The 12,504-nt window shown below is 47.5% G+C and carries 15 protein-coding genes; 7 read left to right on the top strand and 8 right to left on the bottom strand.

The window, feature by feature from the left end:
- The first annotated feature begins 683 nt into the window (after window positions 1-683).
- From SG35_RS08860 to SG35_RS08835, 6 genes are all read left to right on the top strand, one after another.
- Window positions 684-896: a DEAD/DEAH box helicase family protein gene (locus SG35_RS08860; protein ID WP_044830877.1), complete on the top strand. Its 213-nt coding sequence runs from the start codon at window positions 684-686 to the stop codon at window positions 894-896.
- A gap of 276 nt (window positions 897-1,172) precedes the next feature.
- The gene (locus SG35_RS08855; protein WP_044830876.1) at window positions 1,173-1,898 is read left to right on the top strand and encodes a hypothetical protein; all 726 of its coding nucleotides are present in this window, start codon (window positions 1,173-1,175) and stop codon (window positions 1,896-1,898) included.
- Between the two features lie 255 nt (window positions 1,899-2,153).
- Window positions 2,154-2,753 (top strand): RNA polymerase sigma factor, encoded by a 600-nt coding sequence (locus SG35_RS08850; RefSeq protein ID WP_337993199.1) that lies wholly within the window; start codon window positions 2,154-2,156, stop codon window positions 2,751-2,753.
- Complete coding sequence (locus SG35_RS08845; RefSeq protein ID WP_044830874.1) at window positions 2,737-3,156, top strand: hypothetical protein; 420 nt, start codon at window positions 2,737-2,739, stop codon at window positions 3,154-3,156. Before SG35_RS08850 ends, SG35_RS08845 begins: the two co-directional genes overlap by 17 nt.
- A 1-nt stretch (window position 3,157) precedes the next feature.
- Window positions 3,158-3,415 (top strand): hypothetical protein, encoded by a 258-nt coding sequence (locus SG35_RS08840; RefSeq protein ID WP_044830873.1) that lies wholly within the window; start codon window positions 3,158-3,160, stop codon window positions 3,413-3,415.
- Window positions 3,408-3,857, top strand: coding sequence for a DUF3106 domain-containing protein (locus SG35_RS08835; protein WP_044830872.1), 450 nt, complete (start codon window positions 3,408-3,410; stop codon window positions 3,855-3,857). Before SG35_RS08840 ends, SG35_RS08835 begins: the two co-directional genes overlap by 8 nt.
- Before the next feature lie 270 nt (window positions 3,858-4,127).
- Here the strand turns inward: SG35_RS08835 and SG35_RS08830 are convergent, their stop codons facing one another.
- The 8 genes from SG35_RS08830 to SG35_RS08795 all read right to left on the bottom strand — a co-directional run bounded on the left by SG35_RS08830 (window position 4,128) and on the right by SG35_RS08795 (window position 11,111).
- Complete coding sequence (locus tag SG35_RS08830; protein ID WP_044830871.1) at window positions 4,128-5,081, bottom strand: SH2 domain-containing protein; 954 nt, start codon at window positions 5,079-5,081, stop codon at window positions 4,128-4,130.
- A 195-nt stretch (window positions 5,082-5,276) separates the two neighbouring features.
- Complete coding sequence (locus SG35_RS08825; protein WP_044830870.1) at window positions 5,277-5,894, bottom strand: EF-hand domain-containing protein; 618 nt, start codon at window positions 5,892-5,894, stop codon at window positions 5,277-5,279.
- A 136-nt stretch (window positions 5,895-6,030) separates the two neighbouring features.
- On the bottom strand, window positions 6,031-6,378 hold the full coding sequence (locus tag SG35_RS08820; RefSeq protein WP_053042781.1) for a cytochrome C oxidase subunit IV family protein: 348 nt from the start codon (window positions 6,376-6,378) through the stop codon (window positions 6,031-6,033).
- A gap of 9 nt (window positions 6,379-6,387) precedes the next feature.
- Window positions 6,388-7,011 carry a cytochrome c oxidase subunit 3 family protein gene (locus tag SG35_RS08815; protein WP_084692455.1) on the bottom strand — a complete coding sequence of 208 codons (624 nt, stop codon included), beginning with the start codon at window positions 7,009-7,011 and terminating at the stop codon, window positions 6,388-6,390.
- Window positions 7,012-7,194: 183 nt separating this feature from the next.
- Window positions 7,195-8,721 carry an EAL domain-containing protein gene (locus SG35_RS08810; protein WP_160298217.1) on the bottom strand — a complete coding sequence of 509 codons (1,527 nt, stop codon included), beginning with the start codon at window positions 8,719-8,721 and terminating at the stop codon, window positions 7,195-7,197.
- 182 nt (window positions 8,722-8,903) lie between these two features.
- Window positions 8,904-9,569, bottom strand: coding sequence for a YceH family protein (locus SG35_RS08805; RefSeq protein ID WP_044830869.1), 666 nt, complete (start codon window positions 9,567-9,569; stop codon window positions 8,904-8,906).
- A 111-nt stretch (window positions 9,570-9,680) separates the two neighbouring features.
- The gene (locus tag SG35_RS08800; RefSeq protein WP_236702510.1) at window positions 9,681-10,295 is read right to left on the bottom strand and encodes a 3'-5' exonuclease; all 615 of its coding nucleotides are present in this window, start codon (window positions 10,293-10,295) and stop codon (window positions 9,681-9,683) included.
- Window positions 10,296-10,427: 132 nt separating this feature from the next.
- Window positions 10,428-11,111, bottom strand: coding sequence for an alpha/beta fold hydrolase (locus SG35_RS08795; protein ID WP_044830867.1), 684 nt, complete (start codon window positions 11,109-11,111; stop codon window positions 10,428-10,430).
- A gap of 220 nt (window positions 11,112-11,331) precedes the next feature.
- On the opposite strand from SG35_RS08795, the gene SG35_RS08790 reads away from it, so the two are divergent.
- A complete protein-coding gene (locus SG35_RS08790; protein ID WP_053042779.1) occupies window positions 11,332-12,309 on the top strand; it encodes an extracellular catalytic domain type 1 short-chain-length polyhydroxyalkanoate depolymerase in 978 nt (325 codons plus the stop codon).
- Window positions 12,310-12,504: the final 195 nt, after the last annotated feature.

Raw genomic sequence — 12,504 nt, 5'->3', positions numbered from 1 at the left:
TGTCGAAGCTATCTTTAATCAGGTCTTGAACTCAGTTGAGCACGAAGAAAAAAGCTGAATTTTACGCCGACTAATCCCGCCAATAAAACAAAAAGGTGTTTGTTCAGGTCGGGACTTAGTTGTTCATTTTCGCGTAAAACTCCTTAAGGAAAGTACTGGCATGATATGGCGCCACCGGGTACAAAGCAAGTTTTTCTGCATATAAAACAAACAAAAAGGTGATTTTTTGTAAAGCCTGTAGCTGGATCAAACAATTCACCTGTAAAGCGATTGAACCGGGGCAGCAGGGCTGCTAAAGTTGCCGAAAAAATTTAACAGAACACTGTCAAACCATCATCAAACAATAAGCCAAGCAACAATGAAGAAGTCAGAAAATAGCGCTAATGAACAGCAAAAAGGGAAAAGATCGAAATGGGGACTTAACGATATTACCGCAGTCTTCTTATTCGTATTGGTAGCCTTTGGTATTGCCATGCAGTTTTAACGGCGAAAACCTCGTTAACTTGCTCCCGGTACTGCCGGACAAAAATCGTTTGACCCGGCAATTGAAGCTGCGGTTAAGCGATTTTTTTACCCTGAGACACTAAAATCCCGACATGCCCTGCCCCGGTTGATCCCGTGCTCTTTGGCTGCTACATTAATTAAACACAAGGAAGTAATTTTTTAGCAAGGAAAGGATAATAATGCCACTGCGTAATAGCTCTACCACCTGTATCCAATGTAAAAAAGACATCAAAATAGCAAAAAACATCGGGCCATTTTCCCTGGTAACCTGTCCGCGCTGCAACTTTTCCGTCAGCTACCGGGAGTTGCAAAAACGCACCCAGGAAACCGCAAAAAGATTTGCCGATGAATTTAAGAACAAGCTATATCAATCAGAGCAGGATCTACCCTAAGCGCCAATAAAAACCAGCAAAATATTAAACATACGGCCTTGTTGGCACAGCCAGCTGGCTAAGCCCGCGCCTGTTCGTCTCTGTCCGGCATTTTAGCTGTTGCCGTTTTCCCGGATAACCTGTCTCTCCCCTATACCGCCCCACAGCAACTCCTGATAACTTGCCATTATCCACCACAACAATGTCGACAATAGACCTTTAAAATATAAACAATATAGATAATTCCTTTTTAAAAGAATAAAATTGTCGACAATACAACAATAAAAAGAGAATACTATGTCTTATACTTTTTGGGGGCTTGTCAATAGCCTGTTTATTTTGCTCAGTCTGTACGGAGTTTATTTACAACTTAAAAAAATACGTCAAAGAAAAGCCCGGCGACACAGTCCGGGTACTGTGACCCAAGTATTATCCATCAGGCAATTTGTGGTCAGTTTTTTAGCCTACCTGTCCTTTTATATTTATGGCTACAGTATCGAGCCCTTTAACCACTTTATTGTCTGGCCCAGGCTGATTGCCGCAAGCCTGGTACTGGCCGTGCTCTACCATATCTGGCATGACCGCAGAAACCGCCCTGCCCGTACCGGCTTAATCACAGCCATTATTTTTTATGTTTTGGCTATGGCGGGCTTCGCGGCATCCCTGCTTGTTGACAGCTGGCACTTCTTTGATCACAGCAAAAATATCTCCGGCGCTTTGATCCTGTTTGTCACGCTATTTCTGGCATACGGCTATTACGCCCAGATCAGGCTGATCCTGTTAAACGGCGCCACCGGCGCGGTGGAATTAAAAATGAGCCAGATGATTTTATTGATGGATATCTCTACCATAGCCTTCGCCCTGAGCATGGGGCTTGCCACCGGCTGGCCTTTGTTGTTGCTGGCCAGTGTTTCCGGCATCACAAAAATCATCATCTTATGTTTGTTTCGCTGGGTAAGGGTCAGCGAAAGCGCCAGATTAAGGCGGGAGCAGCCAGCAAACCCGGCCTGGCAGCGACTTTAATCCCGGCTCCCTGAACTCAGGCTCGGGAGAGCCTGGGCGGCAACAAAGATAAGTCAAAAAAAGAGAATTTTTTTAATACTGCTGTCAACCAAAAGCCGTGTGCTGCGTTGTTTAGGGTAAGTCGGGAATATTTTGCTCAACGCACCTTTTTCCGGCGCAGGCGGGAAAACCTGTCTATGGTAAAAAACAATAGGTTCATTAAACAGATAACGTTGTAACTCAACCCATAATCGGTCAGAATCTCTAGAAAATGATATTGAATACGGAACAAGAACTATCACAGAGCAGGCAGAAGAAGCTGACAAGGATACACCGCCGGTAACCATGGAGGTGTTTCTGGCTGATATTGAAAAAAAGGCGTATCACATGGCAGCATTTGCAACCGGCTCCCACGCCGATGCTTTAGATCTTCTCCAGGACAGCATGATAAAGCTGGTAACGAACTATCAGCAGCGCCCCAGCCAGGAATGGAAACCACTCTTTTATAAGATACTGCAAAATCGTATCCGGGACTGGCATCGCCATCAAAAAGTAAAAAATGTGATTTTCTTTTGGAAAAATACCAACACTAACGATGACAATCAGGACTGGCCGGATACCCTGGAAAGCGCAGGAAATGACAAGCCGGACGATAATATCAGTAAAAGCCAACAGCAGGCGGATGCCCTGCGCCATTTAAAACAGCTGTCGGATAAGCAGCAGCAATGTTTTATGTTACGCAGCTGGGAAGGGTTATCGGTGGCCCAGACCGCTGACATCATGGGTTGCTCCGAGGGCAGCATCAAAACTCACTATTTTCGGGCGGTTAATAAATTGAAAAGCTTAATGGAGGCGGATCATGACATCTCCTTCTGATCAACAATCATCAAACACTCAGGCTAACAGCGAAGCAAGCCAGGCAGTCAGCCAAGCGGTAAACCGGGCATTAGACAGCTCGGCGGCAAATATGTCGGCAAAAACTTCGGCAGAGCTGGCGCACATTCGCCAACAGGCGCTAAAACATCTTAACCGGGAAACAACAAGGGCGAAACCTGCACTGTTTGACAGCGCCTGGGTTAAGCCGTTTTTTCAACTAGCCATGCCGGTTGCTGCCGTGGCCCTGGTCGTTGTATCATTACAGCCATCTTCAGACAAAGCTATCCCTGCCCTGCCCCTGGCGATGACAACATCGCAAATGCCGGCGGAAGATTTAGCGCTATTACAGGATCTGGAATTTGTTACCTGGCTGGCAGAAAATGAACAGGAAATATCTCTTTAGCATGACTTTGTTAACCTGCACTTTCATGCCCGCGATGGCGACCGACAAGGTGAATGATACGCCGGACCTGGCCCTGCTCGAATATCTGGCGGGATTAGTGGAAGTCGACGGTGAGCTGGTGGGGCCGATGGATATTTCCTCCCAGGCATTAACCTCAGAGCCGGATAGCAGCCAGGTGGCGGAGAAAACACAGCAACCTTCAGCGGATAAAAATCCAGTAAAATCAGCAAGCGACGGGGAGGATAAAACTGATGATTAAATTTATCCTGTGCGCCCTCTTGGCATTCGCCAATATTTCCCTGGCCTCGGCATTGCCCTGGAGTGAACTTGCCAAGGAAGAGCAGGCGGTACTGAAACAGTTTTCCGGGCAATGGTCGCAGTTATCCAGCGAGCAACAGGAGAAGTTGCAACTGGGGGCCAACCGCTGGATCAGCATGAACAGCGAGCAAAGGCAGTCGCTGGTTAATAAGTTCGATCAGTGGCAACAACTGCCGCCGCAGCAACAGGCACAATTAAACAAGAAATTCGAGCAATTCAAGAAATTACCGGCTAAGCAACAGCAGCAGCTGCGCAACACCCATCAGCGCTTTAAGCAGTTGTCCCGGGATAAGCAGCGCAAACTGATGGATAAGTTCAAGAAAAGCAAACAGCAAAGGCAGCAGAAACAAAACCGTAACCAGAGCCGCAGAAGGAACCGTTAACGGCAGCCGGGTAAATTATTCTGCACCATAAACTAAAAAAGACGTTAAGCATGTGCCTGACGTCTTTTTTATATCCGGTGTTTATACCAATTTTATTAAATATCTAACCATCTTCGGATGGTCTAAATCTCCAAGTCCTGCGTTGTTTTCAATCACAATAGCTTGCTATTGCTCAATCAAACGCCTTGCTCTTGAAAATTTATCCTCACCGAATCTTGGTCATCTACTTAATGCAATTGGTATTATTTTAGCGCGATAAACCGGGCAAGATTAAAAACTGTACCCCAGGTTCAGCGACCAGCTTTGCTCGGAATAATCGCTGGCAATTTCCGTGGCGGTATCAAAAGACAGCGACCAGCTGCTGTTGATATCATAAGAAAGATACATTAAAAACTGGCCGTAATTGTCATCCCCGGAAGTTGCCGATAAAGACGTTGCTCCGGTGCGGCTGCCGCCGGTTCGGCCTCCCGGACTACGCGGACCTTCGCCGCCAAGGCGGGCGCCGCCGGTATTTTGGCTGTCGGAAACCGTGTCTCCCGATAAAATATAGCTCCAGGACAGCATGGCCCCCGCCAGCACCCCCCTGTTGTCCGCCAGGCTCCAGTAATGTCCCAGGGAAACACTGGTATTAACACCTAAGCTGTTATCGCTGCTGGTGGAACCCGGTGGCTGGTTGTCTCCCGGCGGCGTATCAAAGTCGGTATCGACTTCCCAGTCGCTGTACTGCAGGCCGAGGGAGATATCATATAACCAGTTTCCCTTGCTGTCGCCATAACCGACACTGGTGCTAAAGCTCAGGGCACTGGTATCTTCGTCGCGGCTGCCGGGCCTTGTGCCACCGGCCGAGATCTGCTGCTCGTCATCGGATATGCTGATGCCGGCAGAAAAAAACCAGTTGTCCTGATAATAATTGATATTGCCGCCGTAGGTGTTGAGATCGACATCCACGTCAACATCCAACAGCGCCCCGGTACTTTTATCATCACTCATCGACTGGTAAAACGCGGAAATATTCCAGTCGGGATTCAGATCGCGGGAGAAAAACAGTGACAGGCCGGAGGGTTTTAGCAGCAAGGTTTCGTTTTGCAATTCAACATGTTGCTCCAACTCACCATAGGCGAGATCCAGGCTATCGGCAAAACTATTTACAGACGTCAGGGAGGCGCCAAGCAACGCCATTAAGGGCAACAGCCGCTGATGGCTGTTTTTTTCAATTTTTTTCACTCAATACCAACAAGTTTTTCCTGAAAATCAAGAAAACTAGGGTAAACCATCATGGGGAATTTTAATAGCGCCAACGGCTAAATAACTCAGAAAAGCCAGGAAAAATAGCGGATTAACCAACAAGGTCTCTGGTGGTTAAACCGCTATCAACTCAAAGGTCAGATGCTAGTTGATGATAAAGGTAATACGCTGAGTTTAAACGGCTTCGTCTTCGGCGCTCAGGTCAGCAATACACTCGCGCACCGCTTGTCTGGTGGCTGAACGTGAGGCTTTCGCCGCTTCATATTCTGCTTCCGTCACGCTGCCGTCTTCATCCGTGTCTAAGCTGGTGAAGCGCTCTGTCGCCTTGGCAACTTTCGCGGCCGCCAGTTCGTCACCGTCGACAAAACCATCGCCTGACGTGTCCAGGGCAGCAAACTTATCTTCCGGAGAAAGGAAGTTATCGGCATCCGGTACCACGATATCGGCATTTTCTTCCTGCAAACCGGCAACACACTCTACGATATCGTCCGCCAGGTCTGAGTAGTCAGCAATCACACCCTTGCGTCCCTGCTGAAACTCTTCCAAGCTCAGGAGGCCGTCTTCATCACTGTCTTTTCTGGTTAACATATTCGCGGCTTTGCTTTCGGCAGCAGCCGTCATTTCTTCCAGCGACACCAGGGTATCGGCATTCGTGTCTAAACGGTCGAAGCCGCCATTGCCTCTGTGGTGGCCGCGCTCGAACGCGATGCTTTGAGAAATAGATAAGGCGGTTGCAGTCGTGATGAATCCGGCGATAACAACAAAGTTAACTGATTTTTTTATCATTGACATGTAGAACTCCTAATAAATTATTGGTGATTACATAGATAAAAACGCCTTAAGTTGACTTTGGTTGACAGCAGATGCGATTTTTTTAAATTATTTCTGATAAAACTTCACAACCATATGATTTGTAAGAAAAAATAAATCAATTAATTGTGGTGAACCAGGCGATTTGCGCAGAAAAAACATCTGCCAGAAAAATTAATACCGGAAAAACATAGAAGTAACTGCGCATAAAACTGCGAATGGTTTTATTGGCATTATAGAGTTCCATAAAGTTATCTATCACCAGGCGTCCTTTATAGGCAATGGATAAACAAATCACAAAAGTGATCAGCAAATGGGGATCGGCGGTTTCCGCCACAAAGGCGTTCAGCAGGGTGACCACCATTAACACCGCCCAGGTGATATCGAGTTTGTTCCAGCGTTTTTTCACTGGCGGCAAACCATCAGTCCCTCGGGCAGCTATTGTCTTTGATTCATCGGCAGACATATTTTTCCCTTAACGTAAAACATATAACAGTGGAAAGATGATAATCCAGGCCAGGTCGACCATATGCCAGTAACAGGCAATCGCCATCATACCCGAATGATTGTCGGCGTTATAAACCCCTTGTTTCACCCGGCAGATAGCCCACAGCAAAGTGCCGCTGGCCCAGCCGACATGCAACAGGTGATTAAAGGTCATATAGTAATACAGGGTATAAAAGGCATTGGTATCGCTGTGTATGCCCAGGGAGACATTCCATTGATATTCCCAGGTTTTAATGGCCAGGTACGCCAAGCCCGCCAACAAGGCGCCCCAAAGCCAGCGCACCGAGTCCCGGGGCCTGTTTTGGCGGATGGCAAACATCGCCTTGGCAACAAAATAACTGCTGGAAATGAGTGCTACCGTATTTAAAGTCCCCGCCAGGGTGTTGAGCTTAAGCGGTCCCTGTTCAAATTCCTGCGGGTAATGGGCCTTGGCAATAAAATAAATGATAAAGAACATGGCAAATTCGGTGAGTTCGGCAAAGATACCGACCCAAACTGCCCTGTTGCCCGGAATACGCCGCAATGATTCCGGCTCCTGCGCCACACTTCCCCGGCCATTCAGGTAAAAGACATCCGTGGTGCTCGCTGACATATCAACCTCTTAAGTCGCGGGTGAAAAACTCACCCCATAGCTGACACCAGCTTAGCGCAGACAGATTTTTACGCCTTGATCTGTATTAATCAAAGTTAAGAAAACAAAGGTTTAGCCTAAACAAAGCGCATCTGCTGCGCGACCCGATAAAATAAGGCTGCCGCGACGATTTTTACCGTGCCTTTAAACCTGGCGCTGAGCTATCCAGGTTTTCAGTTCGGCGATAGCCATAGGTTTGCCATAGACATAACCCTGGATCATCACCACATCCCGCTGCTGCAGATACTCCACCTGATAAGGGGCTTCAACCCCTTCGGCGATAAGTTTCAAATTTGAAGATTTGGCAAACGAGATGATCGACTCCAGCACCGAGCCTTTAATATCATCGCGGGCTATGGTGTCGACGAACATTTTATCGATTTTCAAGGTATCGATACCCAGCTCCTGAATATAGGAAAAACCGCCGTAGCCGGTACCGGCATCATCGAGCTTTAAATTGATGCCCAGGTTGTAGAAGTCTTCAAGGTGCTGCCTGGCCAGTTCAAGATCTTCAATTTTCATTCTTTCAGTCACTTCCAGCGATAACACCTGAGGCGGCAAATCAAACGCTTTGCACAAGCCTTCCAGATAATGATAAAGCCGTTTGCTGGTTAAGTGATCCGGCACGATATTGATGCTGATAAACTTGCCGCTTTTATCCCAGCCCAGGGCTTTGGCATCCTTAACGGATTTTCGGATCAGCTGCTCGGTGATCTCTATGATCAAACCGCTGTCTTCGGCAAAAGGAATAAACTGATAAGGAGGCACCACGGTACCGTCTTTATGGCGCCAGCGGGCCAGCATTTCCACACCCACCAGTTCACCGGTGAGACTGTTGACTATGGGTTGGTAAAAGGGGGTGAATTCCTTGTATTTAAGGGCATCTTTAATGATACGCTCCAGCGACTGGCGAATGCTCAGCAAACGGTAGGAAAGCAAGGCAATGATTGAGGCAAACAAGAAAGAAAACAATAAGGTGCTGACCCAGCTTAATTCCTTATAATAGTTGTAAAACGCTTGGGTGCCCCTGACATTGAGCTCTACCTTAACCGACTCTTCCATTCTGGAGGCGGTATATTCGATATAAGTTTCTCCCGCCATGGAGCGGCCGCTAAATTCCAGCTCAGGCAGGCTACCGATCACAAACTCATATTCGAGGCAGTTCATACAGACAAACTCGGTCAGGTAATTGACCATAAAAGGATTGATACTGGCAAAATAGCGGCTGTTGTCATGTGAGCGCACCATCAGCAAATCCAGATGTTCATCGCCGTGGGAAACCGTTGCCAGCGCATGGGTGTCGGTTAACTGGTGCTTGATAGGACCAAGTACCCGCTCATGGTAGTCGGACAAGTCGATATGCACTTCTTCACTGGCACAGGCCTGCTGGTCGCCATGTAACACCCCTATCAGGCGTACCGCCGGATGTTCGAATGCCAGCATCGCCAGTTGTTCAATGTCCTTTTGGCTACATTGAAATAATTCCGGATCGGGCAAGCCGGCAAGAATTTTATCCGCTTCGAGGATGGCGTCATGAAACTGGTAAAGCAGTTGCTCCGCATCGTTTTGCAGTGCTTTTTCCGCATAGAAGTGATTGAAAAAATTTACGGTTGCCAGACCCGCCGCAAAAGTAATGACAAAAATACTGGTGGTGATTTTAGTGATTTTCACGATTTTTTGTCCTGTGCTGATTATAGTTATTGCCCGATGCGTCCGGGTGGACAGCATGACTGCCAAAACCTGTGCAGCCTCATGCAGGGACACTCAGGTTAACAAAAAAATCCTGCCCGGTGCAATCCGGGCATTTATCACAGCCATCCCGCTTTTCTTCTCGTCGATGCCGACCTGAGCTGTTAACAGCTTAATTGCTGTACCAGCTGGTGCAACCGGGACAATTCTTGCTTCAAATCGGACACTTCCTGCTCCAAAACATCGATACGCATAAGAGCATCGTTACCGCCATCACTGATACCGTCATTACCGCTTGCGCCTGTAGCGGCCGTTTGCTCGGTTAACTCACTAAACAGCTGGGCATAGCGAGAATCGCGTTTGCCCGGCTCCCGCTCCAGTTTCACCACCAGTTTTTCACCGTTAAGGTCTTTTAACTGATTTAATACCTGCTCGACTTCAGCAACATTGGCAAAATCTGCCAGGCGGTTGCTGCGGGTTCTTAATTCTCCCGGGGTTTGATGCCCCCGTAAAAACAACAAACAGATAATAGCCAGCTGCTGTTTACTCAGTTGCAAGCTGCCAAATTCGGTATTACAAAACCTGTGCTGATATTTCACCACCCGGGAACTGAACGCCCCCTGATCGCTGACAAGCTTCATTTGCATCAGTTCATCGACAATATCCTGCACCTCGGCCTCGGTTAACGACATCACGGGTTCCCGATTACTTTTTTGATTACAGCCTGTGGTCAGGGCATTTAAAGACAAGGGATATTGATCCGGCGTGGTAATTTCTTTTTCCAGCATGACCCCGAGCACACGGCACTGGCGGGAAGTTAATGTCATCATCGGCTTGGTTCCAAAGTGATATAGTTAGGTGATAGTTATGTTTATAATAAACTTGATTTCAAAAGCTTAGCCAGGTTTTTTATTTCCTTTTACCATAAAAGCAAAGCTTGGCTACCAGCGGCTGAAAAAACTGCCGACGGATTTTTTCGCGGTTTTTGATAGCTGAGTGACCAAGTCAAAAGGGACATCGGATAACCGGCTCTGCTCCCGGATATCCTCCAGCATGGCTAGCCATAAATACGCTGTCATTTCGGCATCGTAGAGGGCACGGTGAAAGTTTCCCTCCCCGGCAATATTTTTCCAGCGCACCAAAGTGCCGAGCTTATGATCCGGGCTATCCTGATAGAGCCTGCGGGAAACCAGTAAAGAGCAGGCAAATGCTCCCGGGTATGATCTGGAAATCCTGGCCAGTTCGGCATCTAAAAAGCGCTTATCGAACGAGGCATTATGAGCGACCAGGTTATCGTCGCCGATAAAGTCGGCAAAGTCCGCCATCACGGTCGATACCGGTGCGGCATCGGCTAACATGGCATTGGTAATGCCGGTATAATCTTCAATAAAGGGACTGATACGGCGTCCGGGATCCATAAGCTGCTGAAAACGCTCGGTGATGATGCCGTTTTGCAAGCGTACCGCGCCAATTTCAATGGCCCGGTCACCGTTGTCGGGGGAAAGGCCGGTGGTTTCAAAATCCAGTACCACCACAGATTCTGCACCTGATTGCACAGCATACTCCTGTCTAAATAATCTAAGCCCGGCCATAGTAACAATGACTCGGCCTTGAAAAAAGACGGGAAGTGAAATGAATCGCACAAAACAGCCTAAGCGGCGAAAGTATCGCCGCCAACACTTGCCGGGCTATTGAATGAGGCTGAGCTGCAACTCGGCAGTATCTGACTGCAAACCAAAGTGTCCCAGGACATAGGTAAAGCTGTTTTCTTCCGACCAGATACGGCTAGTATGCACACCGGAAACACTGCAAACACCGGTGGCACAAACCACCTGGTCGATATTGCTTTTAATGGAGTAAACCCTATCCGCCAGTACCTGGCCATTTAATGCCTGAAGAAAGGGACTTTGTACCGACAGTCCGGCTGCGCCGCAGGTAGGAGACCAGACATTAAAAGGATAAACCCCGCAGCTCCACAAGCCCCTGAAGGCGCCGGCAATCCCGACAAAAGTATCTATTGATGCGGCGGCATTAAGCTGGACAATTTGCTGCGCCGCCAAAGTCCCGCCCATGGAGTGGGTGATGACATCAATTTTTCCGCTGCAGGAATTGGCAATTGCCGCAATAATGGCTTCTTTGACCGGCACTTCTTCGCTGCCGCTGTGATCATTACACGCGGCGCAGCTTTTAGAGCCCCAATCGGGGCGATAAATGTTATCGCTGCTGTAATTGTTTTCAAGTAATAACTGATAGGTATTATCCCAGCTATCGACACTGGCGCTATTGCCGTGCACCAGGACAACATTGTCCTTACAGGCAAAAACATGCCCTGAAAATACTAAGGCTAAACACATCAAAAGAGTAAGTTTCATTATTTTCTTCCTTTAAAATAAATCATCCCGTTGACTTTAACCCCTTATGCCAAAAAACAATATGCTACTTTTGTCCCTCAAAACCAGTCACAATGCCGGGCAAGCGCAAAAAACTCTCAAGTAGAAGGCCAAAATAACCAAAAGGGACTAAAGTACCATTGCCTAAACACGGAATTAGCCGTCATTATAAAAACTCCCCCAGGTTTTAAAGGAATATGCCATGAATAAAATTTCCCACGGGCAAATATTGAATCTGCTCTTTATCTGTACCCTGTACCTTGCGGCTTGCACTGTTTGGGCAAAATCGGCATCAGCTTTCAATTCCCCCCCGGAAATGTCCGGGCACAAAACCATAACGGCACTGGAAAACTTTGGCGATAACCCCGGGGAGTTAAATGCCTATATCCAACTCCCCGAACGACCGAAGGGCGCCAAGCTGGTCGTGCTGCTGCATGGCTGCGTTCAGCAGGCAAAAATTTTTGCCAAAGACAGCGGTATGGGCACATTAGCCCGGGAAAAAAATGCCATTTTGTTGTTACCCGAACAGCAAAAAACCAATAATGTCGCCAACTGCTTCAATTGGTTTTCCCAAAATGATATCAGCAAACATTCGGGAGAAATGTTATCCCTGTTTAATATGATCACCTACAGCCAAAAAAAATACCAAGCCAGCGAGGTATTCATTGCCGGCTTGTCCGCAGGAGGCGCGATGACGGCGGCTTTATTGGCTAATTATCCAGACTTGTTTGCCGCGGGCGCCATCATAGGCGGTTTACCCTATCAATGTGCCAGCAACTTAATCAAAGCCATCGCCTGTATGAAAAGCGGACCAGGTAAAAGTCCCCGGGAATTTATCGATATCGTGTTGCAGCAACATCCCAACCGGAGCAAATGGCCCAGGCTCACCATCTGGTCCGGGATAAAAGATACCGTCGTCAATCCAAAAAACGCCACGGTACTGGCACAGCAATGGGCAGGCTTAAACGGTATAACACAGGCTAATAACACCATAGAACATGATGAATACCTGATCAGAGAGTGGCGTAATAGCAAAAATGAAATATTGGTAAAACAGGTTGAAATGCTCAACCTTAAACACGGATTACCTGTGATTCCCAAACAGACGCCTCCGGCAGACTACATGCTGGCAGCGCCTTTATCAGCCGTCAGCGAAATTGCAAAATTTTGGCAATTATAACAAAGACTTGTCTTCACCAATAAAAAGTGACACATCAGCCCATAGCCAGCTTTTATGGGCTGTCCCCTCGATAAAAACATTAACCGCCGCCCTCACAAGACAATAACTGTCTATTTTTTATACAGCAATAACCATAAAACTTTGGATAAAATTTAATCTTCACCCATAAGTCATAGACTTTTAAGGTGAAAATAT

It is taken from the genome of Thalassomonas actiniarum, assembly GCF_000948975.2.
GTDB classification, from domain to species: Bacteria; Pseudomonadota; Gammaproteobacteria; order Enterobacterales; family Alteromonadaceae; genus Thalassomonas; species Thalassomonas actiniarum.
Note: the sequence above shows the minus strand (reverse complement) of the source record. Positions and strands in the feature narration are given on the sequence as shown.